General features: G+C 60.9%; 24 protein-coding genes. 12 read left to right on the top strand and 12 right to left on the bottom strand.

The window, feature by feature from the left end; all coding sequences use genetic code 11:
- Positions 1-141: 141 nt before the first annotated feature.
- Entirely contained in the window at positions 142-615 is a 474-nt protein-coding gene (locus SFUM_RS15080; protein ID WP_011699746.1) for an SRPBCC family protein, read from the top strand.
- Between the two features lie 362 nt (positions 616-977).
- Positions 978-1,634 carry a phosphate signaling complex protein PhoU gene (phoU, locus tag SFUM_RS15075; RefSeq protein WP_011699731.1) on the top strand — a complete coding sequence of 219 codons (657 nt, stop codon included), beginning with the start codon at positions 978-980 and terminating at the stop codon, positions 1,632-1,634.
- A gap of 138 nt (positions 1,635-1,772) precedes the next feature.
- Here phoU (SFUM_RS15075) and SFUM_RS15070 read toward each other — a convergent pair whose 3' ends face one another.
- From SFUM_RS15070 to SFUM_RS15055, 4 genes are all read right to left on the bottom strand, one after another.
- Positions 1,773-4,256, bottom strand: a complete 2,484-nt coding sequence (locus tag SFUM_RS15070; protein ID WP_011699745.1) for a glycosyltransferase — start codon at positions 4,254-4,256, stop codon at positions 1,773-1,775.
- Positions 4,257-4,469: 213 nt separating this feature from the next.
- The gene (locus tag SFUM_RS15065; RefSeq protein WP_011699744.1) at positions 4,470-5,153 is read right to left on the bottom strand and encodes a phosphatidylserine decarboxylase; all 684 of its coding nucleotides are present in this window, start codon (positions 5,151-5,153) and stop codon (positions 4,470-4,472) included.
- The gene (locus SFUM_RS15060) at positions 5,150-5,836 is read right to left on the bottom strand and encodes a class I SAM-dependent methyltransferase (RefSeq protein WP_011699743.1); all 687 of its coding nucleotides are present in this window, start codon (positions 5,834-5,836) and stop codon (positions 5,150-5,152) included. The genes SFUM_RS15065 and SFUM_RS15060 overlap by 4 nt, the downstream gene beginning before the upstream one ends.
- Before the next feature lie 291 nt (positions 5,837-6,127).
- On the bottom strand, positions 6,128-6,454 hold the full coding sequence (locus tag SFUM_RS15055) for a zinc ribbon domain-containing protein (protein WP_011699742.1): 327 nt from the start codon (positions 6,452-6,454) through the stop codon (positions 6,128-6,130).
- Positions 6,455-7,000: 546 nt separating this feature from the next.
- Between SFUM_RS15055 and SFUM_RS15050 the strand changes: the two genes are divergently transcribed.
- The 5 genes from SFUM_RS15050 (at position 7,001) to phnW (ending at position 13,104) form a co-directional block, all read left to right on the top strand.
- Positions 7,001-8,038, top strand: a complete 1,038-nt coding sequence (locus SFUM_RS15050) for a putative 2-aminoethylphosphonate ABC transporter substrate-binding protein (protein ID WP_011699741.1) — start codon at positions 7,001-7,003, stop codon at positions 8,036-8,038.
- A 64-nt stretch (positions 8,039-8,102) separates the two neighbouring features.
- Positions 8,103-9,203: a putative 2-aminoethylphosphonate ABC transporter ATP-binding protein gene (locus SFUM_RS15045; RefSeq protein WP_011699740.1), complete on the top strand. Its 1,101-nt coding sequence runs from the start codon at positions 8,103-8,105 to the stop codon at positions 9,201-9,203.
- Positions 9,204-9,250: 47 nt separating this feature from the next.
- Positions 9,251-11,011 carry a putative 2-aminoethylphosphonate ABC transporter permease subunit gene (locus tag SFUM_RS15040; protein WP_011699739.1) on the top strand — a complete coding sequence of 587 codons (1,761 nt, stop codon included), beginning with the start codon at positions 9,251-9,253 and terminating at the stop codon, positions 11,009-11,011.
- A gap of 29 nt (positions 11,012-11,040) precedes the next feature.
- Positions 11,041-11,874 (top strand): phosphonoacetaldehyde hydrolase, encoded by an 834-nt coding sequence (phnX, locus tag SFUM_RS15035; protein WP_011699738.1) that lies wholly within the window; start codon positions 11,041-11,043, stop codon positions 11,872-11,874.
- 114 nt (positions 11,875-11,988) lie between these two features.
- Positions 11,989-13,104 (top strand): 2-aminoethylphosphonate--pyruvate transaminase, encoded by a 1,116-nt coding sequence (phnW, locus tag SFUM_RS15030; protein WP_011699737.1) that lies wholly within the window; start codon positions 11,989-11,991, stop codon positions 13,102-13,104.
- Between the two features lie 126 nt (positions 13,105-13,230).
- Here phnW and SFUM_RS15025 read toward each other — a convergent pair whose 3' ends face one another.
- Both SFUM_RS15025 and SFUM_RS21935 read right to left on the bottom strand, forming a co-directional pair.
- Positions 13,231-13,719 (bottom strand): methylglyoxal synthase, encoded by a 489-nt coding sequence (locus SFUM_RS15025; RefSeq protein WP_011699736.1) that lies wholly within the window; start codon positions 13,717-13,719, stop codon positions 13,231-13,233.
- Between the two features lie 122 nt (positions 13,720-13,841).
- A complete protein-coding gene (locus SFUM_RS21935) occupies positions 13,842-14,210 on the bottom strand; it encodes a TraR/DksA family transcriptional regulator (protein ID WP_011699735.1) in 369 nt (122 codons plus the stop codon).
- 428 nt (positions 14,211-14,638) lie between these two features.
- Here SFUM_RS21935 and SFUM_RS15015 point away from each other — a divergent pair, with 428 nt between their 5' ends.
- From SFUM_RS15015 to phoU (SFUM_RS15000), 4 genes are all read left to right on the top strand, one after another.
- Positions 14,639-15,322, top strand: a complete 684-nt coding sequence (locus SFUM_RS15015) for a response regulator (RefSeq protein WP_011699734.1) — start codon at positions 14,639-14,641, stop codon at positions 15,320-15,322.
- Positions 15,323-15,326: 4 nt separating this feature from the next.
- Positions 15,327-17,174, top strand: a complete 1,848-nt coding sequence (locus tag SFUM_RS15010; RefSeq protein WP_011699733.1) for a HAMP domain-containing sensor histidine kinase — start codon at positions 15,327-15,329, stop codon at positions 17,172-17,174.
- A gap of 24 nt (positions 17,175-17,198) precedes the next feature.
- The gene (gene pstB / locus SFUM_RS15005) at positions 17,199-17,957 is read left to right on the top strand and encodes a phosphate ABC transporter ATP-binding protein PstB (protein WP_011699732.1); all 759 of its coding nucleotides are present in this window, start codon (positions 17,199-17,201) and stop codon (positions 17,955-17,957) included.
- Between the two features lie 82 nt (positions 17,958-18,039).
- Positions 18,040-18,696 carry a phosphate signaling complex protein PhoU gene (phoU, locus tag SFUM_RS15000; RefSeq protein ID WP_011699731.1) on the top strand — a complete coding sequence of 219 codons (657 nt, stop codon included), beginning with the start codon at positions 18,040-18,042 and terminating at the stop codon, positions 18,694-18,696.
- A gap of 41 nt (positions 18,697-18,737) precedes the next feature.
- On the opposite strand, the gene pstA is transcribed toward phoU (SFUM_RS15000), so the two are convergent.
- From pstA to tsoR, 5 genes are all read right to left on the bottom strand, one after another.
- On the bottom strand, positions 18,738-19,592 hold the full coding sequence (pstA, locus tag SFUM_RS14995; RefSeq protein ID WP_041442813.1) for a phosphate ABC transporter permease PstA: 855 nt from the start codon (positions 19,590-19,592) through the stop codon (positions 18,738-18,740).
- Between the two features lie 157 nt (positions 19,593-19,749).
- Complete coding sequence (gene pstC, locus SFUM_RS14990) at positions 19,750-20,643, bottom strand: phosphate ABC transporter permease subunit PstC (RefSeq protein ID WP_011699729.1); 894 nt, start codon at positions 20,641-20,643, stop codon at positions 19,750-19,752.
- 71 nt (positions 20,644-20,714) lie between these two features.
- A complete protein-coding gene (locus tag SFUM_RS14985) occupies positions 20,715-21,530 on the bottom strand; it encodes a phosphate ABC transporter substrate-binding protein (protein WP_011699728.1) in 816 nt (271 codons plus the stop codon).
- Positions 21,531-21,814: 284 nt separating this feature from the next.
- Positions 21,815-23,164: a protein-disulfide reductase DsbD family protein gene (locus SFUM_RS14980; protein WP_011699727.1), complete on the bottom strand. Its 1,350-nt coding sequence runs from the start codon at positions 23,162-23,164 to the stop codon at positions 21,815-21,817.
- Between the two features lie 191 nt (positions 23,165-23,355).
- On the bottom strand, positions 23,356-23,661 hold the full coding sequence (gene tsoR / locus SFUM_RS14975; RefSeq protein WP_041440685.1) for an ArsR/SmtB-type metalloregulator TsoR: 306 nt from the start codon (positions 23,659-23,661) through the stop codon (positions 23,356-23,358).
- A 650-nt stretch (positions 23,662-24,311) separates the two neighbouring features.
- Here tsoR and SFUM_RS14965 point away from each other — a divergent pair.
- On the top strand, positions 24,312-25,214 hold the full coding sequence (locus SFUM_RS14965; protein WP_011699724.1) for a pseudouridine synthase: 903 nt from the start codon (positions 24,312-24,314) through the stop codon (positions 25,212-25,214).
- Positions 25,215-25,272: 58 nt separating this feature from the next.
- Here the strand turns inward: SFUM_RS14965 and SFUM_RS14960 are convergent, their stop codons facing one another.
- Positions 25,273-25,620, bottom strand: a complete 348-nt coding sequence (locus SFUM_RS14960; protein WP_011699723.1) for a YajD family HNH nuclease — start codon at positions 25,618-25,620, stop codon at positions 25,273-25,275.
- Between the last annotated feature and the right edge of the window lie 36 nt (positions 25,621-25,656).

Raw genomic sequence — 25,656 nt, 5'->3', positions numbered from 1 at the left:
ACCGGTGCCCGGTTTTGCGTGGGCTCATGGTGCCGCGTTGCCTCGCGAAGGTGCATGACCTGTTGAATTCGATACACCGGCATACTATACTGCGGCGTGTTGTCCTCGACCCGTCACGGGAAAAAGCGGATAGGAGACGCCATGAAAGGATTTGCGGGCAAGCGGACGGTAAGAAGCTACACCATGCACATCGAGGCACCGCCGGATGCCGTGTTTCCTCTTCTTTGTCCGACGAAGGAATACGAGTGGATCGACCGTTGGGAATGCAAAATGGTTTACTCGGATTCCGGTTTTGCGGACCTGGATTGCATCTTCGAAACGAATTTCCCGGGCGAAGGTCCTGATATCTGGGTGATCAGCCGATACGAACCGCCGGCGGAAATTCAGTTCATCCGGGTCAATGATTCGAGGGCGATGCGGTTTTCCATCAGCCTCGACGACGGCGGGGCCGGGACAACCAGGGCGATCTGGAAACAGGTCCTCACCGGCCTGACCCCGGAGGGAAACAAGCTGGTGGAGGCGCTGTCCGATGAACAGTACGCCACCGAAATGAAGACGCTCGAACTTAAGTTGAACCACTTCCTGAGGACGGGGAACATGCTGCCCTGGGGCTGATCGCTTCCGGAGCGTTGCGGCCCGCGGGTCGACCGGTCTGCAGGCCCGTTTGGCTTCGAAGCGGGGACGATCGGTTCCCGTTTCGGCGGGCCGGTCTGCCGAAGACCATGCCGGGGGGCGGCGGCGAAGCGGAGATCTCTTCGCCCGCCTGTCGTCCGAAACTTCGCCGGTTCCTTCTCGCCGCGCCTTACGATTGCTCTCTTTCTCGCCATCCCATTTCCCGCAGCGTATCGATTGCCGTTTCACCTTTTTAAAGACAGGCCGAGGCATATCCGCGATTTCGCCGAACGGGTGAGCGGCGGCATTCGGCATCCGGACCCGGCGGGGTCCGGGAGATACATTCCACCGGGAGAGTGAAGGATATGGAAAGTCGATTCCTCAAGGAACTGGACCGGCTCCGGATGATCATCCTGGAGATGGCCGCGCGGACCGAAACGGCATTGGAGAAGTCCGCAAAGGCTTTTTTCGAGCGGGATGTGGAACTGGCCGAGGAGGTGATCCGCGGCGACGACGCGATCAACCGGCTGGAAGTCGACGTGGACCGGCTCAGCCTTCGCCTGCTCGCCCTGGAGCAGCCCATGGCGCGGGATCTTCGCTTCATCGTGGGTTGCATGCGGATTGCCGTCGAACTGGAGCGCATCGCGGACCTGGCCGTCAACGTGGCGCGCAGGGGGGTGTTCATGAGCCGCCGGCCGCCGCTGCCTCCCAACGCGTCCCTGGAGCAGTTGGCCACCACGGCGCTGGACATGCTGCGCACGGTCATCGACTCGTTCGTCAGGCAGAACGCGGATGAAGCCCGCGAAGTCTGCCAGATGGACGATACGGCCGACGATCTGAACGTGAAGGTCCTCAAGAGCCTGCTGGACCACATGGTAAAGGAGGCCCCGGCGGTGGAGCGCTCGGTTCAGACCATCATCGTTTCGAGGTGCCTCGAGCGGGTGGCCGATCAGACCACCAACATCGCCGAGAGCGTCATTTTCATGGTCCTGGGAGTGAACATCAAGCATCACTGCGAATAGAGCGCCCGCCGGAAAGCTATACCGCCCGGGCTTCGGCCGCTGCCATCCCTTCTTCTCCGGAGCGTTGCCCGGAGGGCCCGGGCGCCGGCGTCGTCTCGATCATTCTTCGAAAGGCCTTCGCACGGGCCCCCCGTCCCTTCATATCGCCCGGTCCAGGGCGGTCTCTGTCCCCTTCGGCCGATTTTGATACATCTGCCAGCCCGCGTGGAACGCTTCCTCGGATGATCGCCCTTCCACATAGAGCCGGGCATTCTTCCCCATTTCCTTCAGGCGGCGAGGGTCCTGGACGAGGTCCCGGAGCGTTTCGAACAGGTGCAACGCACTGTTTCCCCTGACGACGACACCCGTCTTGCCCGGAAGCAGGTTCTCCTGTGGTCCGCCCGAATCCGTCACCACAACCGGCAGACCGGAGGCCTGGGCTTCGAGAACGACGTTGCCGAAGGTATCCGTCCTACTGGGGAAGACGAAGAGGTCGGAGGACGCGTACACCGTGGCCAGATCCTCGCCTTCCAGGGTGCCGGTGAAGGTGCAGGGCAGGTCCTTCAGGCGCTCGCGCATCTCCCCCAAGTAGGGCCCGTCGCCCGTGAGGATAAGATGGACCCGCGCCCCCGCCGTCTTGACCAGAAAACGGTATGCGTCCTCGAGGACCGGAAGGTCTTTTTCCTTGGAGATTCTTCCCACATAGAGCAGCCGAACTGCACGACCGTCGATACGATAGCGTTCCTCGAGGAATCGGCTGCGCTTGGAGGGATGGAATCGCCGTGTGTCGATTCCGCGTGCGGAAACACGGATTTTTCCCGGGGCGATGCCCTTCTGCGCCAGTTCGTCCGCGGTGCTGCGCGAAGGCACGAAAATTTCGTCCATCTGGTCGTAGTACCAGAGCGTGTAGCGCCAAGTCAGCTCTTCTATGGCGGGGTCGTTTGTCAAATACTGAGCGTATTGGGGCAGGGCCGTATGGTAAGTGCCGTAGATGGGAAGAGCGAGGATGCGGGCGATGGCCAGTGCGGCAAGGCCGATGGGGCCGGGAGTCGCGGCGTGGATGTGCGTGAATTCATTTTCGTAGCAATAGCTCAGCATTTCCAGGAATGGAGGGTAACAGAGCTTCTGTTCGGGGTATTCGGGCAGTTCATGGAATCCGACCGGTCTGAAGTTCCGGACACCCGGCAGTCCGGATTGGTCCCTCATGTCACAGGTGATGATGACCAGTTCCTTCCCGTTCTTGATCGCCATGCTGATTTGCTGCCGCAGGGTGGACGCGACGCCGTTGATTTCATAGAAGGTGTCGGTGAAATGCGCGATCTTCAACCTGCCGGGTTCGGCACGGAGTTGCCCCTTGCTCCCGAACCATTCGCCCGCCTCGAGACTGAACGCCTTCTGCCTGCTGAACATCGAATACGCCAGGAAGTAAGGAGCCATCAGCGTATACAGCCCACCGGCCGAACCGAGCGAGTGAAAGACGTTGAAGACGTTGGCTCCGGCCAGATGATCCAGGAGATGGTCGGCAGAGTGCAACAGCACCTTGTTGGAAACTCGGTTCACGAATTCAAACCATTTCTGCTCGAGGCCCGGCTGTTCCGAATCCCCGCTTTCCGCGGCGCGCAGCAACTCCGGGCTGTCTCGAAGAGACGTCAAGGCCTCGTGGCGAAGGAGCTCACGGATGCCGGCCGACGCTCCGTTCCCACTCCGATGATGTCTGCGGCTGTTCCAGAACGCGTGCAATCTCGACAGCACGCCCGGCTCCTCGACCTTGCCGGGCTTGAGAAACCGGTCGAGAACCCGCAGCAGCTCGTCGCGGTCGGCGTACTTTTCGAGTCCGAGCTTCTGCTTGTAAAATTGGTAGGCGATTGCATAGATGTTGCGGGCGAAGGACTTGGGATCGGAGCCTTCCCCCACCACTCGGGGACTTTCGCGCAGCTCCCGCAGAAAGGTTGCGACACTGTGAGTCCCCTGAACTTCCGTGTAGGTGCTCGCTATGTTGAGCGAGCTGTGGTCGTCCGAGCCCCCGACGAGTATCTTCTTCCACGGATCGGGGAAATGCGGCTCGATGCCGTGCTTTTCCACGAGTCCTTCGATCGTCCCGGGCTCGAGGCTGGACAGAATCAGCCGCAGGCATTGATTTTGCGTCAGGCTCCTGCTTCCGTTCAACTCGAAATTCCGGAAAAGCAGAAGCGCCTTTTCGAAGTGGGCCTTCGTCAGCTTGTCGTTGAGTGCAAACAACGGATGGGCCAGGACGTGGTAAATGCCTTTGCCGTTCAGGTACGCGACGAGATCGTACACACTCTCCCTCGCTTTCCGGATCTCCGCGTGGTTCTGTTCGTCGATTCCGTAAACGAGCACGTGAACCTTGCACCCGTCTTCCGGAAAGTAGGAGGTTACTTCCTCGCTGACGAAGGTACCGGGCAGGTGGGCGATTTCAAGGCACCCGGCAATGGTGTTGTGGTCGGTTATGGTGACCAGCGACATGCCCTTGCGCCTGGCGAGGCCGTAGAGCTCCGCCGGGTCGGCAAAGCTCTCGGGACAGCCGATCTTCTGCAATACCCATTGAGACGGCCGTATGGAGAATTTGGAGTGAAGATGAAGATCAACCCTCGTGGTTTCGGACTCCGTGCTTTCCATGGTCATATCTGCTCCTGTTGTTTGATTCACTCTGTGTGCCGACGGTTCCGCACACGGACGAAGAGGTCGTCCAGGCGGGATCCCCGGCCGGTGAGGATGGGTCATGAAGTGTGTGAGAGGTACGAGGACACGGGCGTGAGGCAGTGCCAACGCCCGAGGTCCGAAACAGCGGTTTTCGAGGTTTTGGACGAGGCATCGGAAGGAGGGTCATGACTTCCTTCATTCCACGAGGACCGTCCGCCCGGCGCGGACCTTGTCTCCAATCCGGACGGACGGCCGCATGCCGTCGAGGCAGGGCACCACGACGTCCACCTGGGAGCCTACTCGAATCATTCCGAAAATATCCCCCTTTTTCACGCTCATCCCCTCCCGGTAATAGCTTTCGATGCAATGGACCGTTCTCCCCGCGATCTGGACGACGTAGCAGGAGATGGTGACTCCTTTGTATTTTCCATCGATCCTGGTCACCGTCCGTTCGTTTTGGATGATGTGCCGGCTGTCCCGGTAGTAAGGAGCGATTCGGAACAGCGTGCGCCAGTGCATGGCGCGCATGTTTAGATTCCCGCCGCTCGATGGGTACCGGCTGATGCTCTCGACGGTTCCCGACAGGGGGGCCCGATTGTAATGCACGTTGAACGGGCTCATGAAAATGCCGATGAGAATCCTGTTCCTGCCGAGATCCTCCCGCGTGATGTCCGCAAGCCTGGCGACCAGGCCGTGTTTGATGCTGAACACCTCCCGGCCTTCTTTCACCTTCTCGACGTAGACCACCGTTCCGTCGGCCGGGCTCACAAGGTTGTCACCGGGGGGGACGGATCGGGGCGGGTTCCTGAAAAACCAGATGAACCGCCAGTACAGGAAGGCGAGGACGGCCAGCAGGGCTATTGCTGGGACGGCAATCATTCCATGTACTTCCATGCATTGTCCTGAGCGACCCGAACGAGCGCCACTCCGGAATCAAAAGGAAAATCGATCAGATCGAATAATTCCTTGTTGTTCCTCAACACGTTGAGCCATCGTTTGACGCCGGCGTGGCGGATCATCTCGCGCACATAGATGTTGGAGTCGTGCAGAAAGACGTAGGAGTTCTTCTTCGAATGCTTGAGAACGTTTATAAAATCGTTCCGGGCATCCCGAAAGGAATGATTGCCGTCGATGAACGCGACGTCGATGGGCGGCAGATCGAAATGCTTGAACCGCGCAAAGAAAACTTCACTGATCATTCTGTGGTGCGAGACAATGGTCTCGAGACCGAAACCGGCAAAATGTTCCTCAACCTTGCGGGGATCGTTCCATTTGGCCATGCCGCCCACGGTTTTGAACGGGCCGTTGCGCAGGAGGGAATACGAAGGGTCCACGAAACTCAGCCGGCCCGTCTTGTTGTCCTTCAGCCCCAGCCCCAGGCAGACGACGCTGAAACCGAACCCCGAGCCGATCACGACGATGTGTTTCGGCCTCAAGGCTCTCACCAGGCCGTAATAGATGAATCCGAAACCGAGATTCAGCTCCATCGCGTCTTCGTGGTGACCGAAGGGCCTGGCATTGCGAAGGATGTTGTCCAGCATGCATTCATTCAGAGTGAACATTTGCTTCGGTTGCCTCCGTGATTCGTAACATGGATACCCGGTGAATTTGACGATTTGATTGCGTTCTCTTGTCAATCATATGGAATTTGAATGGATTCGCGTTCATTGCGGTCTGATTAGCGGGGCGCGCGTGTTCCGGCGCTGAAAAGCGGAAAGACGACGCAGCTGACGGATCGCTCTCTCCTTCGCTTCTCACGGGGCAACTTTCGATTCCGCGGGAAGGGAGCGCTCCGTATTCAAGTGGGTGGGCACAGACGTGGCGGCTCCCCGGAAGCGCGTGAAGACGAGCGGCTATTGGACCCATTTCCCCAACTTCAGGTAGCTGTGGCAGGACGGGTATCTCGAACACCTGAACCGGATCCCCTTCGGATATCCGTGGTGCGGCTGCATTGGACTGCCGCACTCCGGGCATTGAGGTTCCGGCGACTTCAGTTGCGCCACCGTCCAAACGACGAATTGCACTCCGCAGACGACGCACAGGAACCTCTGCCGAGCTTCCCCGGAGAGGCAGAACGGGTACAGTGAATGGGAATAGCAGACGGGACAGGTGTTCCGAAATCCCTGCCGCTCTTCGACAGTGCCTGCCGGCGAATCGGTGTCTTCGATAACAGCGTTCATGGAACGGCGTGCCTCTTCTGATGGTTGTTCGGTTCAATGGCGGACCGTTGTTGATATCCACCCGCAAGGTCGGCGGCCCGCGGGGAATCCCCCTGTTCCCTTCCGGTGGGAGGGGGCTGAGAGCGCCCGCATTTCCCACGGGACCGGGGGGAGGAGGATGCGGCGTTGGGTTCCCCGGATCACGTAAGGGAGCGGGAGACAGCGGGCTTCTCCTTTGGCGGAAGGGTCGAGGGATTTGCGGCCTGCCCCGCGACGCCGACCTGCGCACACGATCGTATAGGCGGTTCGTTACGGAGAGGTTGCCGCCATGTAACCATTGGGTGAATTTTGTGGGGCGGGGTGAAAATGCGCGGGATTATTGGCAGGACTCGACGCATGACGAAACGGACGTCGGAGATGTGGAAGCGCGGGTGAATTTCCCGGTCGATTGCAAACTGTCACGTGAGGGTCATGAAACCGTAACGGGCAAAGTCTACCCTGCCATCGAAGCCTTAAGACGATTGGAGATCGAATTTCCGGAAAAGCCAGAATCCCAAGGAGGAAACCATGCCCGGCTATGGAAAACACGTCAGACTCATCGCTGCAACGCTTGCGGTATTTGCCGCCGCGCTCGTCGCTCCATTTGCGCACGCCGAAGACCTCGTCGTCTACACGGCCCTTGAAGACGACGAATACCCTGCATACCTGGAACTCTTCAAGAAGGCGCATCCGGATGTTAACGTGAAAATCGTCAGGGATTCCACCGGTATTGTCACAGCCAAACTGATGGCCGAAAAAGACAATCCTCAGGCGGACGTGATCTGGGGCGTGGCGGCCACGAGCCTCCTGGTCTGCGATGCGGCGGGGATGCTGCAAGGATACGCCCCCGGGGATGTCGATAAAGTGAATCCGAGTATGAAAGACTCATCCGCACCTCCCCGCTGGGTTGGGATAAAGGCATGGGAAACGGGCTTTTGCGTGAATACCGTGGAAGCGAAATCGCAGAATCTGCCGATTCCGAAATCCCTCGCCGACCTGGCAAAGCCCTTGTACAAAGGTAAAATCGTCATGCCCAACCCGGCGTCTTCCGGCACGGGTTTCCTTACCGTCTCGGCGATTCTGCAGATGATGGGCGAGAGGCAGGGCTGGGAATACCTGGACAAATTGCACGAGAACATCGCGCAATACACGCATTCCGGTTCCAAGCCCTGCAAGATGGCCGGGGCGGGTGAGTACCCCATCGGTATTTCGTTCGGCTACCGCGGCATCATCCAAAAGAAAAAGGGTGAACCTGTTGAAACGGTCTTCCCGAGCGAAGGCTGCGGCTGGGACGTCGAAGCCAACGCTCTCGTGAAAAAGACTCCGGTCAAGGAATCCGCGAAGAAATTCCTGGATTGGGCTCTGAGCCCTGAAGTGATGAAGATGTACGCCAGGGTCTATCCCGTTACGGCATATCCGACCGGGGAGCCGGTTCCCGAGGGATATCCGTCCGATCCGTTCAAGCAGCTTGTGAAAAACGACCTTGCGTGGGCGGCGAAAAATCGAGACGCCATACTGACGGAATGGACCAGGCGATACGACGGCAAAAGCGAAGCCCGAAAGTAACGTCGTCTCGGCGACGGATGGGATCGGTCCGGAGAGTGTCCTCGGACCGGCCGGAGGTGAGCAGATGATCATGAATGAGCCGGTGGCGGGAAGCCGCTACCTTGAGCTGCGAAATGTGACGATGAGCTTCAACCGTTTCACGGCGCTCGAGGACGTCTCGTTCGACGCCGAAGCCGGTGAGTTCCTGTCGATTCTCGGACCCAGCGGCTGCGGCAAAACCACTTTGCTGAGGGTGGCGGCCGGGCTGGAAAAGCCGGATCGGGGCACCGTCGTCATTGCGGGCAGGGACGTTTCCGGACTCCCGGTCTCGAAGCGCAACGTGGGCATCGTATTTCAATCCTACGCGCTTTTCCCGAACCTGACCGCGGAGCAGAACATCGCGTACGGTTTGACTCCGCGGTTTTGCGACAGGGATCGCGTGAGAAGGCGAGTGACGGAGCTGCTCGACATGGTAGGTCTCGTCGGCTCGGGGCACAAGTACCCCGCGCAGCTTTCCGGGGGCCAGCAGCAGAGGGTTGCGCTGGCGCGGGCCATCGCCGGAGCCCCCGCGCTGCTGCTCCTGGACGAACCGCTGTCGGCGCTCGATGCGAAGGTGCGTTCCCGGCTTCGCGCGGAGATCAGGCAGCTGCAGAAGCACCTGGGCATCACAACGCTCATGGTCACCCACGACCAGGAGGAAGCGCTGGCCATGGCGGACAGAATCCTGGTGATGGACCAGGGGCGCCTTCTGCAGACCGGAACTCCCGACGAGGTGTACGACCTGCCGGCCAGCCCTTTCGTGGCCTCGTTCATCGGGTCGATGAACTTTATCCGCGACCTCGTCAAGGAGGCGCCGGGGATCTTCCGGAAAGGAGATCTCAGCCTGGCGGCCGACGATTCGGGATTGGTTCCTCAAGGGACACGGGCCATCCTCGCAGTAAGGCCGGAAGACATCGTCCTCAACGGGAGCGGCGGTTCCCGGGAAAACGCTCTGCCGGCGCTTGTCCGGGGAATGGAATATCGTGGGGCCAGCTACCGGGTCACTTTGAGCCTCGGGGTCGAGGGAGGATGTTCCACCCTGGAAGCGGATGTCCCCACCCGGAAAATCAGGCGCCTGGGGATCCATGAAAACATGCCCGTCAACATCGGTATTCCGGTGGATCGGCTGATCGCTTACGTGGCTTGAAGATGCTGCGGGAATGCTCTGCTTGTCCGACTTCCGAGGACCCGTGTATGCCGGAGACAGACGCCAGAGCCGGCGTGGCCGGAGGAAAGACCGGCGTGCTACGGTTTGCGGACGGTCCTGCCCTGCTTCGAGGAATGCTCGTCCTGGCCGTCTGCGCCTGGCTCACCCTGGCGGTTGTCTGGCCGGTGTTTCTCCTGCTCGGAAGGAGTCTGTACGACCATGCGGGCAACTTCGCTGGCCTGAGGAATTTCGTTCACTACTTCGGCACGCCGGCGCTTGCCGCTTCGCTTTACAACAGCCTCTTCGTATCCGTCGCGACTACGCTCATATCGGGGGGCCTCGGCCTGGCCTACGCCTTCGCCCTGACGAGAACCCGCATGCCCGCAAAAGGCTTTTTCCTGGGCATGGCCATGACGCCGCTCTTTTCGCCCACGCTGCTCAACGGCATCGCCCTGGTCTACCTGTTCGGAAAGAAGGGGATCGTGACGGGGGGATTCTTCGGGCTCCTCCCCGGCATCGACATCGACCTCTACGGTCCCGTGGGGATCGTCATCGCGGAAGTGCTCTATACTTTTCCCCAGGCAGTGCTCATCCTGTCCGTCGCGCTTCGCCTGGCGGATGCGCGCCTCTACGAAGCCTCCGCCTGCCTGGGAGCCTCGAGGGTCAAGACCTTTCTGACGATCACCATCCCCGGGATACGCTATGGGTGCATCAGCACCCTCTTCGTTTCCTTTATCCTCGCGTTTACCGATTTCGGCGCCCCCAAGGTCATCGGCGGACAATACAACGTCCTTGCAACGGACATCTACAAGCAGGTCATCGGCCGGCACGATTTCACCATGGGCGCCGTGGTGGGTTCGGTTCTGCTGATACCGACCGTATTGGCGTTCATTGCCGACCGCCTGTGCCGGCACAAACAGTGTTCCGCGATCACTTCGCGCTCCGTGCCCCTCACGCCCGATCCAAACCCTCTTGTGGATACCCTCTCCACGCTGTTCTGCGGTTCCATCGCGCTTTTCATTGCCGGGTTCTACCTCACGGCGCTGCTTGCTTCGCTCGTGAAAGCCTGGCCGTATCAGCTCACGCTCGGGCTCTGGAACTACGACTTCGACCGGGTGGCGGGGGGCGGATACGCGGCGCTCGGGAACAGCATACGCATGAGCCTTTATTCCGCCGCGGCCGGAGCGGCGGTCACCTTCGGATCGGCATATCTCATCGAAAAAACCAACGGGATGCGATTTGTCAGACACGTCGCCTACCTGTTCTGCATGCTGCCGCTCGCTTTGCCCGGCATGGTGATCGGGTTGGGCTACATCCTGTTTTTCAACTCCCCCACCCTCGGTTTCTTCGGAGTAGGCATACCCAATCCGTTCAATTTCCTGTACGGGACGATGGCGCTACCGGTTCTCAGCAATATCGTCCACTTTCACACGGTGAGCTTTCTGACCGCCACTGCGGCGCTCAAACAACTGGACAAGGAATTCGAAACGGTGTCGGAGTCGCTGGGCGTTCCCTTTTACCGGACATTCCTGAGGGTGACCGTGCCGGTGTGCCTCCCCGCCCTTCTCGAGATCGTCATCTACACCTTCGTCAATTCCATGGCCACCGTGTCGGCGGTGATTTTTCTCTACACACCCGATGTTCCCCTGGCTTCAGTGGCCGTCGCAAACATGGATGACGCAGGCGACACGGCCTCCGCCGCGGCAATGTCGATGCTCATCGTGGGCATAAGCATTCTCGCCCGGGGCGGGCACAAACTCCTTGAGACGGCCGTGGAACGGAAGACTCAAGCGTGGATCGCGCACTGACGCATATCCTGGAGCAAAGGAGAGAAACGATGGAGATCTTTGTCAGGAACAAACCTTACACGGGCCCGGTCAAGGCCGTGGTCCTGGATTGGGCCGGAACGACGGTGGATTTCGGCTGCATGGCGCCGGTGACGGCGTTCATCGAGGCTTTTGCCCTGCGCGGCGTGGAGATCTCCGCCTCCGAGGTGCGGGGCCCCATGGGGCTGATGAAAATGGACCATGTGCGTGCTCTGTGCGGCCTTCCTTCGGTGTCGGAACGGTGGCGGGAGTTGTTCGGGCGCATTCCGAACGAAGACGACGTTCGCCTGGTATACGGGGACACGGTCCCGTTGATGGTGTTGAGCGTTGCCGACCACGCGGAGCTCATCCCCGGGCTTCTGCCGGCCATCGGGTATTTCAGGGGGAACGGCATCAAGATCGGCACCTCAACCGGTTACACCACGCCGATGATGGAGGTTCTCCTTCCCCGCGCCGAGAAGAGGGGATATCGGCCCGATTCGGTGGTGTGCTCCTCGGATGTTCCCAGGGGCCGGCCGTTTCCCTTCATGTGCTACCGGAATGCGATCGATCTCGAGGTTTATCCCCTGGAGGCCGTGGTCAAGATCGGGGATACGGTGAGCGACATCCGGGAAGGTCTGAACGCCGGCATGTGGACCATCGGGGTCTCCAAGTCGGGAAGCGACCTGGGGCTTACCGAAGCCGAGTTGGACGCGCTCCCGGCCGACGACCTGAGAAACAGGCTGGCCCTTGTCGAGTCGCGTTTCCTGGAGGCCGGGGCTCATTTCGTTGTGGAGCACATCGGACGCTGCCCGGAAATTATCGAGGAAATCAACGATTTATTGTCTCAGGGCGAAGTTCCCTGAGGCCGTTGGATGCCCGCGAGTCGCTCATCGGGCACGAAATCCGGAACCTGTACCGGTTCGGCGCAGTCCGAAGAACGCCTCGCATAACCGGTCTGAACTCGAGGGAGAGAATTCATGGCTCCACGGTCTTTTCCCGAAAACCCGTACATCCTTCTCACCCCCGGCCCGCTGTCGACATCTCCGACGGTCAAGGCCGTGATGATGAGGGATTGGTGCACCTGGGACCGGGATTACAACGCTATTGTGCAGGACATTCGAGAGCGCCTTGTTGCCCTGGCGACGGCCGGAGCCGGCTACACATCCGTTCTCATGCAGGGCAGCGGCACTTTTGCGGTTGAAGCCGCCCTCGGTACGGCGCTCCCGCATGACGGCAAGCTGCTGGTGATCTCAAACGGGCATTACGGGGATCGCATGGCTTTGATTGCCGGATACCTCGGGATGCGCTCCGCGAAGCTCGACTTCGGCGAAACAGGTCGTCCGGATCCGGACAGGGTGAGGGACACCATCGAATCCGATCCCGCGATCACTCATGTTGCCGTGGTGCACTGTGAAACCACGACGGGGATGCTCAACCCCGTCGAGGAAATCGGCCGGGCGGTCAAGTCCCTCGGCAGGGTCTTCATCGTGGACGCGATGAGCAGCTTCGGGGGGATACCCATGGATATCGCGACTCTGGGCGCCGACTTTCTCATTTCCAGCGCCAACAAGTGCATCCAGGGGGTTCCCGGGTTCGGCTTCGTGATCGCGCGCCGCTCGGAACTCGAACAATGCGCGGGGCGCTCACGCTCTTTGAGCCTGGACCTCTTCCAGCAATGGAAGGAAATGGAAACGAAGGGGGGAAAATGGCGTTTCACCTCGCCCACGCACGTCGTGAGAGCCTTCGCACAGGCACTGAACGAACTGGACGACGAGGGGGGCGTGGCGTGCCGCAACGCACGCTACCGGGAGAACCGGCGTATACTGACCGCGGGCATGCGGGCTCTGGGATTTGAGTGTCTGCTGCCCGAAGCCCTGCAGTCTCCGATCATCACCTCCTTCCTCACCCCGGGCCGCCCCGGCTTCAACTTCAACAGCCTGTATCAAGAGCTGAAGTCCAGGGGATTCGTGATCTATCCGGGCAAGGTGTCGGAGGCGGACACCTTCCGCATCGGGACAATAGGGCACGTTTTTCCCGAGGACATGCACCGCCTGGTCAAAGCGGCTAAGGACGCCATGCACCGTTTCGGATGACGCCTCAGCGGGACATTGGCGAAGTGTTCCTCTCCCCCGACGGTGAAGGAATTGGCCCCGACTGTCTTCAAAAGCGGCGCGGATGCCCCCGTTGCTCTCCCGGGGCGCGGGCCGGTCATCGACGTCTCAGCGCCATCCGCATCCGCCGGGCTCCCGGTGGTGTTCCGCGTAATCGATCGAAACGGCGCAATACGCTTCCCTCATCAACGGCGAAGAGATCAGGAAGTCGGCGGTGGAGCGGTTGCAGGCGATGGGAATATTGTAGACGACCGCAATCCTCAGCAGCGCCTTCACATCGACGTCATGGGGGTGCGGCTGCATCGGGTCCCAGAAGAAGATCATGAAATCGATGCGTCCCTCGGCGATCAACGCTCCCAACTGCTGATCTCCACCCAGCGGGCCGGACTTCAGCTTGACGACCTCGAAGCGCTCGGGGTCACCGCCCTGTTCCTCCAATTTGATTCGGATGGCGTTTTCAACCATCCTTCCGGTGGTCCCCGTGGCGATGATCCGGTGTTCGATCAGGGTTCCCCAGTTCCATTGCACCCACTCGATCAGGTCTCCCTTGCGATTGTCGTGAGCCACCAGAGCTACGTTTTTGAAGCGTTGCACCATATTCCTCCTCGTATGGGTTGACGTCTTCCGGATCATTCCCACGGCGGCGCAACCCGCTCCGGGAATCCCGGCCATTCCGATTTCCCCCGGCTTTCCTCCTGAGTGAACGGGGCGGCCCGCATTCAGGCGGCTTTGAATCGAGCCTTCCGCTCCGCCGCCTTCTTGCACTTGATGCACTGAGTGGCCGACGGATGTGCCTTCAGCCGGTTCAGTTCGATGTCCTTGCCGCATTCTTCGCAAACGCCGAAATCACCCGTCCTGATGCGTTGCAGACCGTTGAGAATTTCCTGGACCAGCCGCTCGTTGCGGCAATGCATGTGCAGCAGGAATTCCTGCTCGGTTCTTATGGAGGTTCGGTCCACCTCGTCCATGGGGTCGTGAACGGTTCCCATGCCGGCCATCTTGAGCAACCTTCCGCGCATGGCCGGGAAAACCTCCATCAGGCGCTTGATCAGAATATCGTGGAAGTACACCGACAACTCTTTGTCCATGATCCTCGCTCCCTCCTGAATCGGTGTCGATTCAAGGAATTTCCGTAAGCTGTTTCTCCGGTTGCCGCTCCAGGGACTACCATCGGAGAAGGCGCGGAGAATCCCGCCTTCCGCCAGGCCATGCTTCGGGAGATTGTTCTTCCCGAAAGTCACGACCCCGCGCGCCCGCTTCCGGCGGAAGGGAATTTGGGCGGGCAACCGTCTTTGTGGTGAGATTGTAGAATCCCATTGTTACGCCGTCGTGTCGGACGTGCGGAAAATGAGTGAACCGGGCGGGCGGAACCGGGAGGAGGATCGGGCATGAGGCGATTGCCGCTGCGAAGGCCGCGCCGGTGTAATGGCGAATGTCACACGGTTGTAACAAAAGGGTCATCTTGACGTCATAAATGCATGATTAATTTGAGTCGACTCGAACGTGGAGGGTCCCGATGCCCAAGGCACGCATCCTTATCGTGGAGGACGATTCGGACATCCTTCATCTGCTGGCATACAACATCGAGGCTGCAGGCTTCGACGTGGTGAAGGCGATGGACGGGAATACCGCCCTGGAAATGGTGAGGCGGCATCCGCCCGATCTCGTCGTTCTGGACCTGATGATTCCCGGCATCGACGGATTCGAGGTCTGCAAGGAACTGAAGCGGGGCGCGGAAACCAGGGGCATCCCCGTGATCATGCTCACGGCGCGGGGCGAGGAAGTGGACCGCATTGTCGGGCTGGAGCTCGGAGCGGACGATTACGTGGTGAAGCCCTTCAGCCCCCGCGAATTGATCCTGCGGATTCGGGCGATTCTGCGCCGGTCTGCGACGGACGCCACAGAGGAAAGAATCTGGCGCTCCGAAGGCCTGAGCGTGGATTTCGAAGGCCACAAGCTCACCGTGGACGGTGCGGAAACACCGCTCACGGCCACGGAATTCAAGCTTCTGGCCGAATTCGTCCGCACTCCCGGGAAGGTATTGACAAGAGACCAACTGCTTGACCGGGTATGGGCATATCAGTTCGAGGGCTATGCCCGGACGGTCGATACTCATGTGCGGCGCTTGCGCCGGAAACTCGGCCCCCATGCGGACCGGGTGGAAACCGTGCGCGGCGTCGGATACCGTTTTCGAGGCTGAACCGATGCAACGCAATTATACCTGGAGAACCCGCGTCCTGCTCTCCTTCTGGATGGTGCTGCTGTTGGCGCTGCTGCTGCCGCCCTGGTACTACTTTCGCATTCTGACCCGGGAGACGATGGACGAGACCACGAAGGCGGCCATTCAACAGCTCGGCCTCGCCCGGTGGTTCCTGGACCGAGAAAAGGAAATCCGGACCGTGGAGGACCTGCAGGACCGGATCGTCGAAATCGGCGGACAGCTTGGACTGCGGCTCACCTACGTTGCCGAGGGGGGCAGAGTCATCGCGGATTCGGTGGTGCCCCGCGCGGACATTCCCAATATGGACAACCATGCCGGCCGCCCGGAGATCATCGAGGCCCGCGACCGGGAGGTGGCGGTCGTCACGCGGTTCAGCCGGACGACTCAAACCGAGCTGCTGCATGTCGCAAGGACCGTCGAGGGAAGGGGAACGATTCCCCCCGGAGTCCTGCGCCTGGCCACCCCACTGTCCAAAATCAGAGAACCTTTGGACCGGCTGAAAAACAGCCTCCTCCTGTTCCTTGCTCTGGTTTCCATCGCGACCGCCGGGTTGAGTTACTTCCTGGTCCGTCGATTGAACGAGCCGCTCAGGGCCATGATCCATACCGCGGAAGCCATCGCCACTAAGGATTACAGAACGCGCATTCATTCCAGTCCGGGCCAGGAATTCTATCCCCTCACCCAGTCCATCAACCGGATGGCGGAAAGTATCGAGAATCACGTAAGAACCATCACGGAGCAAAAGCAGCAGCTGGAAGCGGTATTCGACGCAATGCAGGAAGGGGTGATGGTGCTCGATACGCGGGGAAGGATCCGAACCACCAACCGGAGCTTTTCCGGGCTGGTGCCCGGCGATTCCGCCGTTGCGGGTCGCCGTCCCCTGGAAGTCATCGTCAACGTGGAGTTGCAGGAATCATGCGATCGTATCATGGCCTCGACGTCGGATTCGGAGGGTGCGCCCTTCAGCCTGCAGATCACCCTCGGACAGGAGCGCACCTATGACGTGAACATCGTCGGGATAGCGGACAGCCAGACGGGTGCCGGAGCGGTCGTCGTGTTCCACGATATCAGCGAGCTGAAACGGCTGGAAAAGGTCCGGCAGGATTTCGTGGCGAACGTCTCCCACGAACTGAGAACTCCGCTGACTTCCATCAAGGGCTACACGGAAACCCTCCTCGCCGAAGACCGGGTCGATCCGCACATGCTTTCCTCCTTTCTGCAGATCGTTTTGAAAAACACGAACCACGTGGTCAAGATAGTGGAGGACCTGCTCCAGCTTGCCCGGCTCGAGGCACAGCAAAAGCCCCCCAACGCGGTTCCCGTAAATGCGGCGAACGCATTGACGGCCGCATGGAAGGCGTGTGCGCACCAGGCCGAAAGCAAACGAGTGCGACTCGAAAGCACCCTGCCGGAAGGCGGGGTCTGGGTGTGTGCCGATTTCGACCAACTGGTGCAGGTCTTTCGCAACCTGTTGGAGAATGCCATTCGGTACAGCCCCGAAGGGGAGGCTGTCACGGTTTCGCATGAAGCCCGCCGGGAGAAGGTGACCCTCATGGTTCGAGATGAAGGACCGGGGATTCCCGGAGCGCATCAGCAGCGGATTTTCGAACGCTTCTACCGGGTCGAAAAGCACCGGAGCGACAACTGGGGAAGCACGGGATTGGGATTGGCCATCTGCCGGCACATCCTTCGCAACCTCGGAGGCCGAATCCGCGTGCAGAGCCCCAATACCGGCGGCACCACGGGAACCGCTTTTCTTTTCACGCTTCCCGCAGTGCCGCTCGGAGCCGAGGAACCGGGAACGCAAAACGATCCAGCCGTCACGACATGACCGTGACAATAGAGAGCAAGGCACATGAGCATGCTGAAGATGGCCTCAACGAAACTGAATTTCTTTTACGGCGGTTTTCAGGCGCTGAGCGACATCTCGCTCGAGTTCGAGCGGAACCGGGTCACCGCCCTCATCGGGCCTTCCGGGTGCGGCAAGAGCACTTTTCTTCGGTGTCTCAACCGCATGAACGACCTGATCCCCGGGACCCGTGTCGAGGGAACGATCCTTCTTGACGGTGAAGACATCTACGCATCGGAAATGGATGTGGTGACGCTGCGTCGTCGCGTGGGAATGGTGTTCCAGAAACCCAACCCGTTCCCCAAGACCGTTTTCGAAAACGTCGCCTATGGTCTGCGGGTGAACGCCGTCAGGGATGAAACGTTCATCGCGGAACGGGTGGAGAAGAGCCTTCGCCGGGCCGCCCTGTGGGAGGAGGTCAAGGAGCGGCTGCACCAATCCGCGCTCGGCCTGTCCGGCGGACAGCAGCAGCGGCTGTGCATCGCCCGGGCATTGGCCGTGGAACCCGAGGTCCTGCTCATGGACGAACCCGCTTCCGCCCTCGATCCCATTGCCACTCAAAAGATAGAGGAATTGATCCAGGAACTGAAGAAGAACTACACGATCATCATCGTGACGCACAACATGCAGCAGGCGGCGCGGGTTTCGGACGTAACGGCCTTCTTCTACATGGGGGCGCTGATCGAGGTGAACACCACAGAAACGTTGTTCACCCGGCCCAAATATCGCCAGACGGAAGACTACGTCACGGGCCGCTTCGGTTGAGATTGTTTCCCGAAGGCTCCGTCACGGCAGGACCGGACCCGGCGGGGTCCGGGAGGGACATTTCACCGGGAGAGTGAAGGATATGGAAAGTCGATTCCTCAAGGAATTGGACCGGCTCCGGATGATCATCCTGGAGATGGCCGCGCGGACCGAAACGGCATTGGAGAAGTCCGCAAAGGCTTTTTTCGAGCGGGATGTGGAACTGGCCGAGGAGGTGATCCGCGGCGACGACGCGATCAACCGGCTGGAAGTCGACGTGGACCGGCTCAGCCTTCGCCTGCTCGCCCTGGAGCAGCCCATGGCGCGGGATCTTCGCTTCATCGTGGGTTGCATGCGGATTGCCGTCGAACTGGAGCGCATCGCGGACCTGGCCGTCAACGTGGCGCGCAGGGGGGTGTTCATGAGCCGCCGGCCGCCGCTGCCTCCCAACGCGTCCCTGGAGCAGTTGGCCACCACGGCGCTGGACATGCTGCGCACGGTCATCGACTCGTTCGTCAGGCAGAACGCGGATGAAGCCCGCGAAGTCTGCCAGATGGACGATACGGCCGACGACCTGAACGTGAAGGTCCTCAAGAGCCTGCTGGACCACATGGTGAAGGAGGCCCCGGCGGTGGAGCGCTCGGTTCAGACCATCATCGTTTCGAGGTGCCTCGAGCGGGTGGCCGATCAGACCACCAACATCGCCGAGAGCGTCATCTTCATGGTCCTGGGAGTGAACATCAAGCATCACTGCGAATAGAGCGCCCGCCACGCAGCAGTCCCGAGTAACCTTGCCCGTTCTTATCCTTTTCTTTGCAGCCTTGCCCGGCAGACGATGGCGACCAGGTTCATTCCGAAAACCAGCGCGATGAGGACCAGTGCCGTGCCGTATTGAAGGGGCCGCGTGACCTCGATCTGGGTTCCCGCGGTGGCCAGGACATATATGTGGTAGGGCAGAGCCATTACCGGGTCGAACAGGGAAGCGGGCAGATGCGGCGTGAAGAACACGGCGGCGGTGAACATGATGGCGGCGGTCTCGCCGGCGGCCCGGCTGATGCCGAGGATCGAACCGGTCAGCATGCCGGGGAACGCGGCGGGAAGCACTACGCGCAGGATGGTCTGCCACTTGGTCGCGCCGAGAGCCAGGGACGCTTCCCGGTAAGTTGCGGGCACCGATCGCAGCGCTTCCTCCGCCGTCCCGATGATGACCGGCAGAATCAGAACCCCAAGGGTCAGCACTCCCGACAGGATGCTCACACCCAGCTTGCACCAGGTGACAAAAAAGGCCAGACCGAACAACCCGAACACGACGGATGGAACTCCGGCCAGGTTGTTGATGCCCAGGCGGATGACGCGCAACGCCGGACCCGGACGCGCGTATTCGTGCAGGAAGATGGCCGATGCAACCCCCCAGGGAAAGGCCACCAGCATGGACCCGAAACCCAGCAGAAAGGTGCCGGCGATACAGGGGAAAATACCGCCCCTGGTCATGGAATCCAGCGGCGGCTGACTCAGGAACGTCCAGTCGACGGCACGCCACCCGTTGTAAACCAGAAAGGAAATGATAATGAAAAGGGCCAGTCCGTTGATCAGGGCCGCACCGCGCAAAACGCCGAAGACCGCCTTCTGAAGCAGGTGCCGGGTCCGTATGGACATGCGGGAGCGCACTTCGATGGAGGGGCCGGTGGCGCCGGGCGATCCCCGGGCATCGGACGGCCGGGGGGGCGAAGGGACGACGGGCCGGGCCGAGGAGCTCCGGTTTGCGCCCGGAAGCCGGGCAGTGATCGATTCCATGCAGGATTTCCTTTCCCTTCTACAACGTGGCGGCACCCACCTGTTTGTGCTTTTGCGCGATAGCGTCCGCCACGAGGTTGAAGAGCATCGTGAAGATGAAGAGAGCGATGCCGATGGCGAAAAGAGCGTGGTAATGGTCGCTCCCGAAAGGGGCTTCGGCCATTTCCGCGGCGATGCTCGCAGGCATCGGCCTCACCGGGTTGAATATGGAACCGGGGATCATGGCCGCTCCACCCGCAACCATGAGCACCACCATGGTTTCCCCGATGGCCCGGGACATTCCGAGGATGACGGCGGTGCTGATGCCCGAAAGCGAGGCGGGCACAATGACCCTGAGGATGGTTTCCATGTGAGTTGCACCCAGCGCCAGGGACGCCTCCTTGAGGTCCTTGGGCACGCTGTGGACGGCGTCTTCCGAGATGCTGCAGATCGTGGGGACCGACATGAAGGCGAGCATCAGGGATGCGTTGAAGAGATTCAAGCCGGTGGCGATATCGAAAGTGTCCTGCAGGAACGGGGCGACGACCACCATCCCGAAAAAGCCGATCACTACCGACGGCAGAGCCGCCAGGAGCTCGAAAACGGGTTTGGCGATTTCCCGGACCCGCGCCGAAGCGATTTCAGCCAGGTAGACGGCGGTCATGACCCCGAGCGGGATGGCGATGAGCGCCGAAAGGCTCGTCACCGCCAAAGACGCGACCAGCAGGGGTAAGATACCGAAGTCGGGCGGAGAGGACGTCGGATACCATTCCCGTCCGAAAAGAAACCCCGTCAGGGACACCTTTCCCAGGATGGGGGCGCCTTCCACGAAGAGGAAGAGCACTATCGTGGAAAGCACCAGGATGGAAATCGATGCGGTGAGAAGAAAGATCAGGCGGATCAACCGCTCTCTGGTTTGACGCTTTGCGATCATCGGTACAGTCCCTCAAACCTTCTCCCGCCTGTCGCGGTGAAAGGCTGCCGTGCGCCGGACCATGCCCTCGGCTAATACAGGGGGACGAAACCGGCTTCTTTCACGATTTTCTGCCCCTTGAGCGGGTGCAGCACGTAGTTGATCAGCTTGAGGGCGTCGCCGGTCGGCCAGCCGCGGGTGAACATGTACAGCGCGCGCGAAATGGGGAACCTGCCGTTCAGCGTGGTCTCCTCGTTGCCCGGAACGCCGTTCACCGTGAGTCCCTTGACGCTCTTGTCCAGGTACCCGATCCCCACATAGCCGATGGCGTTCTTGTTCTTCGATACGGCCTGAACGATGGCGCCGTTGGAAGCCTGAAGGAGAGCGCCGGGGAAAACACGCTCCTTTTTCATGACCTTCTCTTCCCATACTTCATAGGTGCCGGACGATGTGTCGCGGGAGATGACCACGATTTCGCCGGCCGCTCCGCCCAACTCCTTCCAGTTCCTGATCTTGCCCATGTAAATGTCCTTGAGCTGATCCATCTTGATGTCCGTCAGGCTATTGGCCGGGTTCACCACCGGGACGATGCAATCGTGGGCGACGGCAAAAGGGACCGGATAGGCGCCTTTCTGGACGGCGAGCTTGACCTCTTCATCCTTGATGAAGCGGGAGCTGTCGGCGATGTCGGCGAGGCCGTCGATGAGTGCCTTGATCCCATTCCCGGAGCCGCCCCCGGAAACGGAAATGGCGACGTCGGGAAACTCCTTCATAAAAGCTTCCGCAACCTTCTGAGCGATGGGCAGCACCGTGGTCGAGCCGTCCACCTTGAGCGAACCCGCGCGGGCTCCGGTTGCGATCAGGCAGACAAGGAGCAGCACAGCCGGAATCAGCCATTTCGATTTCATAACGATAGTCCTCCATCTGAATTGAGATTTCCGTTGTCCGTTCAAACAAACCGCACACTTTCGCCGGAACCGGTCCGACGCGTGTTCCGGCTCTGATCATAGGCAGGGAATGTTACGGGGATGTTACAGGTCTGTAGAGATTGGGTGAAAGCGGTCGTTCGCGGTCCGATCGGCAGGCCGGGGATAGGGTATACCGGCGCAAAGGGGTGCCCGTCCGGCGGGGAATGTGGAAGGCCGGCGACAAAAAAGGTGCGGGACCTTCCACACGGGGTTCCGTTCCTTTCTCAGCTCCCCGCCTTTGCGAGCGCGTCCATGAGGCCGAGAAAACGTTCGGGAGGGATGTAGCCGACCACGCGCAAATCCTTGCGCTCGCGCCCTGCCGCGTCCAGGAAGACGACGGTCGGGACGCCCCGGATTCCGTACTGCTGCATAAGCCGCCGATGCAGAGGATCCCCTCCGGCGGTGAGATCCACCTTGAGCATGGCGAAGCCGTTCCGGGCGCGTTCCACCACGGAAGAATCGCTGAAGGTGAATCGCTCGAGTTCCCTGCACGGCATGCACCAGGCGGCGTAGAAGTCGATGACGACAGGCCTTTTCAGCCTCTGTGCCTCCTGTAGATTCTCCTCGGAATAGGGTTTCCATTCCACGCCCGCGCCGCGCATCGTCCCCGAAGCCGCCAGGAACGCGGCCAGCGCAAAACATATCAGGCCCGTGGCGGCTTTCGTCCGGAGGAAGGCCTGCGAGTCGTCCATGGTTCGGTCGACCCATCCCAGGTGCACCCCGGCGGCCACGGCCACTGCCGCGAGCAGCCAGGTTTCAGCGAAAACCGGAAGAACAGGGCTCACAAGGTGAGCGGCCATGCCGATCAGCACCCAGCCCATGAGCTTTCTCACCCAGACCATCCATCCGCCCGAGCGGGGCAGCCGGTCGAGATACCCCGAAAACACGGCCAGGACGAACAGAGGGCACCCCAGGCCGAGGCTCAACGTGAAGAAAACGAGAAAACCGAACAAGGGGCTTCCGATACCGGCCACCCAGGTGATGAGACCCAACACGAACGGGCCGATACACGGAGCGGTGACGATCCCCAGGGTCAAACCCATGAACACGCTGCCGAAGTACCCCGGATAGGGCTTCGCCGCCGCTTGCGTGAGGCCGGCCGGCAACCGGAGCTCCCAAAAACCGAAGAGGCTCGTCGCAAAGACGACGAGAATGACGGCGACGGCCGAGAGCACCAGGGGGTTCTGCAACAGGCCGCCCATGAGCCCGCCGGTCAGGGCCGCGACGACACCCAGCAGGGAATTCGTGACCGCCAGGCCGGCCACGTAGCACAAACCGTGCGCGACGACCGATCCCGGGGCGGTGCCGGCCCCCGTCGCCCTCCCGCCGAAATACGAGACGGTGATGGGAATCAGCGGATAAACACAAGGGGTGAGATTGAGGGCCATGCCGCCGGCGAAGATCCCCAGAAGCGTCCATATCATGGTCCAGCCCTGGAGTGGGGTGGCGGGGCCGTTCGGCGCGTCCACCGAGGGAACGTCCACCGGGGAGACCGCACATCCGGTGAGCCACAGCGCGCCTGCGGCGGCGGCGGCCGCCGACAGCGTCACGATCAGCCACTTCCGACTTCGCATGTTGAGCCCTTATCAGCGTGAGCGGGCCGGACTTCCGGTGGAAGCCTGCCCTCCCGTTCCACCTTCAAAATGAAACACACTCCACTTTCCCGGGGAACGCACCGAAATTCCGGGGCGGTCGAGCCGCCTCCGGGACCGTTTCGTCAAGCATCTTCAAGAAGCTGTCCATGATGATCGACCCCTTGCGCAGGTCAGAACGTATTCCTGTTCGAAAGCGAATCTTTGGCAATCGCGCCCAGCATCCTGACGACGTCGAGGGTTCTCGGATCGCTCAACTCATAGTAGACGAACGCTCCGTTGCGCTCGATCTTGACGAGCAGGGTGCGTCTCAGCTCGCGAAGATGGTGGGAAACGAGCGGCTGCGACAAACTCAGTTCTTTGGCGATGCCGCCGACCGATTGCTTTCCCCTGCTGATGCAATCCAGAATGCGCAGCCGGTTTTCATCGGAGAGGCTCTTGGCCAGATCGGCCGCCGACTGCAGGTGTTCGCGCTGCAAAGCCGGTCCTTTCCGAGCGACTCGACCGCGAGATAGACCGCCGATTCCCATGGCCTTATCGGTGGGTGTACGTTTTGCACCGTCGGATTGCGACATCGCTTCGGCTCTCCCTTTCGTTCCGGAGTGGATGGCTGCCCGGTGCACGGGCGGGCCGCGCCCTGCCGGCCGCTCCACGGCCGATCTTCGACTCCTGTGAAATGCCCGCCTTCCCGCGTTTCCTCGCTTGAATCAGTACATAAACAATTATTTATATAACAGGGGCGCCCGTCAACTCATTTTTTTGGTCCCGGCAGGCCCGCATCCCGCGCCGTTCGTGCCGGGCTGCACCGGAAACGCTTTGAAACGTCGTTTCGCGCGGCAGCTGGGTAGCGATTCGCCTTTTGGCTGGATTTTGTCCCCAAGGAGGTGATAGGCTTCGCTCCGGCGATGTACCGTGAATGCGTTGAACACCAGGCGGCGAGGACGGGGTTCGACGCGGCCCGGTTTCGGGAATCGCGCAAGGGACGCGCGGAACGTCCCGGGATTGCTTCTTCACCCGGGAGCGACATTGCCGGCGCGGTGCGAAGGGAGTGCATGCAGCAGGGGGAACGGCCCAACGGTCGTGAACGTGGAAATCCAAACGGGCGGCATTTCGGAGGAAGGCTCAAGGCTTGGGATTGAACCAGGGGTACGAATACCGGGAGCGGATCGACGCGCGAGGGGCCGGTCTTACGGTCCGGGAGTACCTGGCCGCCGCATACCGCCATTCCTCGGAGGCGGAATGGATGGCTCGGCTGGAGAACGGTGAAGTCTGCCTGGATGGCCGGCGGGCACGAGGGAGCGTCGTTCTGAAACCGGGCCAGTGGCTGGCCTGGCGGCGTCCGCCCTGGGAAGAGCCGGACGTGCCGCTCGCATATGCCGTCCTGCACGCCGATGAGGACCTCCTGGCGGTCGCGAAGCCTCGGGGTCTTCCCACGGTCCCCGCGGGCGGCTTTCTCGATAACACGCTCCTCGCCCTGGTCAGGCGGGCCTGTCCCGAAGCCACTCCCGTGCATCGCCTGGGGCGTGGAACATCGGGAATCGTGCTGCTGGCGCGCACGGCGCGTGCCCGGTCGGTTCTCGCAGCGGCCCTGCGACGCAACGAAGTGACCAGAACCTATCGCGCTCTGGCCGGCGGCGTACCTGGCCGGGATGCGTTCACGGTCGGGTCTCCCATCGGTCCCGTGCCGCATCCGCTCCTTGGAAGCGTGCATGCCGCCAACCCCTCCGGCCGACCTGCGCTCAGCCTGGTCGAGGTCCTGGAGCGACGAACGGGCTGCTCCGTGGTCGGCGTCCGCATCAAAACGGGAAGACCTCACCAGATACGGATTCATCTTGCGTGCGCGGGACATCCGCTGGTCGGAGACCCGCTTTATGCTCCGGGGGGAATGATCGTGGAAGGGGGATGTGCGCTCCCGGGAGATCCGGGATACCTGCTTCACGCGGAGAGCCTGCGCCTGCTTCATCCCGCAACGGGAGAGCCCTTCGAATTATGGTGCCGGCCTCCGCCCGAGCTCCGGCTTCGGTCGGAATAATGCTTGAATCGTGAACGGCCGCCTGGCGGCAGCTTCGGGCGCCCGCCGAATCCCGCCTTCATTTCTTCCGTTTCAGCAGTGCCTCGAGTCCGGCGAACGGCTTGAACGTGGACGCAGGTTCGCGTTCTTCGCCCGCGATCGGCTCGTCATACCATTCTCCGTCCTGGCCGCGGGAGTGTTCGTTGTCGTGGCAGTACAGGCACAACAGCTCCCAGTTGCTGCCGTCCGGAGGATTGTTGTGATGATTGTGGTCCTTGTGGTGGACCGTGAGCTCCCGGAGCCTTTTCCCCGAGAATTCGCGGCCGCACCGGGCGCAAATCCAGGGGAGGATCTTCAGAGCCCGTTCCCGATAGGATTTTTCTCGAAGCGCACGATCGCGCCGGGCTTCTTCATCCTTTCCGTCCATTTGCATTCCTTCCATTCGCCGGCTTTCCGACGGGGT

Origin of the sequence: Syntrophobacter fumaroxidans MPOB, from assembly GCF_000014965.1 — a bacterium.
GTDB lineage: Bacteria > Desulfobacterota > Syntrophobacteria > Syntrophobacterales > Syntrophobacteraceae > Syntrophobacter > Syntrophobacter fumaroxidans.
This window is presented reverse-complemented; position numbering and strand designations above follow the sequence as displayed.

Coding starts and splice junctions, on each gene's coding strand:
- SFUM_RS15050 (WP_011699741.1), top strand. CDS start 7,001: ATGCCCGGCTATGGAAAACACGTCAGACTCATCGCTGCAACGCTTGCG.
- SFUM_RS14960 (WP_011699723.1), bottom strand. CDS start 25,620: ATGGACGGAAAGGATGAAGAAGCCCGGCGCGATCGTGCGCTTCGAGAA.
- phnX (WP_011699738.1), top strand. CDS start 11,041: ATGGAGATCTTTGTCAGGAACAAACCTTACACGGGCCCGGTCAAGGCC.
- SFUM_RS15015 (WP_011699734.1), top strand. CDS start 14,639: ATGCCCAAGGCACGCATCCTTATCGTGGAGGACGATTCGGACATCCTT.
- phoU (WP_011699731.1), top strand. CDS start 978: ATGGAAAGTCGATTCCTCAAGGAACTGGACCGGCTCCGGATGATCATC.
- SFUM_RS14985 (WP_011699728.1), bottom strand. CDS start 21,530: ATGAAATCGAAATGGCTGATTCCGGCTGTGCTGCTCCTTGTCTGCCTG.
- SFUM_RS21935 (WP_011699735.1), bottom strand. CDS start 14,210: ATGGACAAAGAGTTGTCGGTGTACTTCCACGATATTCTGATCAAGCGC.
- SFUM_RS14980 (WP_011699727.1), bottom strand. CDS start 23,164: ATGCGAAGTCGGAAGTGGCTGATCGTGACGCTGTCGGCGGCCGCCGCC.
- phoU (WP_011699731.1), top strand. CDS start 18,040: ATGGAAAGTCGATTCCTCAAGGAATTGGACCGGCTCCGGATGATCATC.
- SFUM_RS15070 (WP_011699745.1), bottom strand. CDS start 4,256: ATGACCATGGAAAGCACGGAGTCCGAAACCACGAGGGTTGATCTTCAT.
- SFUM_RS15055 (WP_011699742.1), bottom strand. CDS start 6,454: ATGAACGCTGTTATCGAAGACACCGATTCGCCGGCAGGCACTGTCGAA.
- SFUM_RS15010 (WP_011699733.1), top strand. CDS start 15,327: ATGCAACGCAATTATACCTGGAGAACCCGCGTCCTGCTCTCCTTCTGG.
- SFUM_RS15040 (WP_011699739.1), top strand. CDS start 9,251: ATGCCGGAGACAGACGCCAGAGCCGGCGTGGCCGGAGGAAAGACCGGC.
- SFUM_RS15080 (WP_011699746.1), top strand. CDS start 142: ATGAAAGGATTTGCGGGCAAGCGGACGGTAAGAAGCTACACCATGCAC.
- SFUM_RS15065 (WP_011699744.1), bottom strand. CDS start 5,153: ATGATTGCCGTCCCAGCAATAGCCCTGCTGGCCGTCCTCGCCTTCCTG.
- pstA (WP_041442813.1), bottom strand. CDS start 19,592: ATGTCCATACGGACCCGGCACCTGCTTCAGAAGGCGGTCTTCGGCGTT.
- pstB (WP_011699732.1), top strand. CDS start 17,199: ATGAGCATGCTGAAGATGGCCTCAACGAAACTGAATTTCTTTTACGGC.
- phnW (WP_011699737.1), top strand. CDS start 11,989: ATGGCTCCACGGTCTTTTCCCGAAAACCCGTACATCCTTCTCACCCCC.
- SFUM_RS15045 (WP_011699740.1), top strand. CDS start 8,103: ATGATCATGAATGAGCCGGTGGCGGGAAGCCGCTACCTTGAGCTGCGA.
- SFUM_RS15025 (WP_011699736.1), bottom strand. CDS start 13,719: ATGGTGCAACGCTTCAAAAACGTAGCTCTGGTGGCTCACGACAATCGC.
- SFUM_RS15060 (WP_011699743.1), bottom strand. CDS start 5,836: ATGTTCACTCTGAATGAATGCATGCTGGACAACATCCTTCGCAATGCC.
- pstC (WP_011699729.1), bottom strand. CDS start 20,643: ATGATCGCAAAGCGTCAAACCAGAGAGCGGTTGATCCGCCTGATCTTT.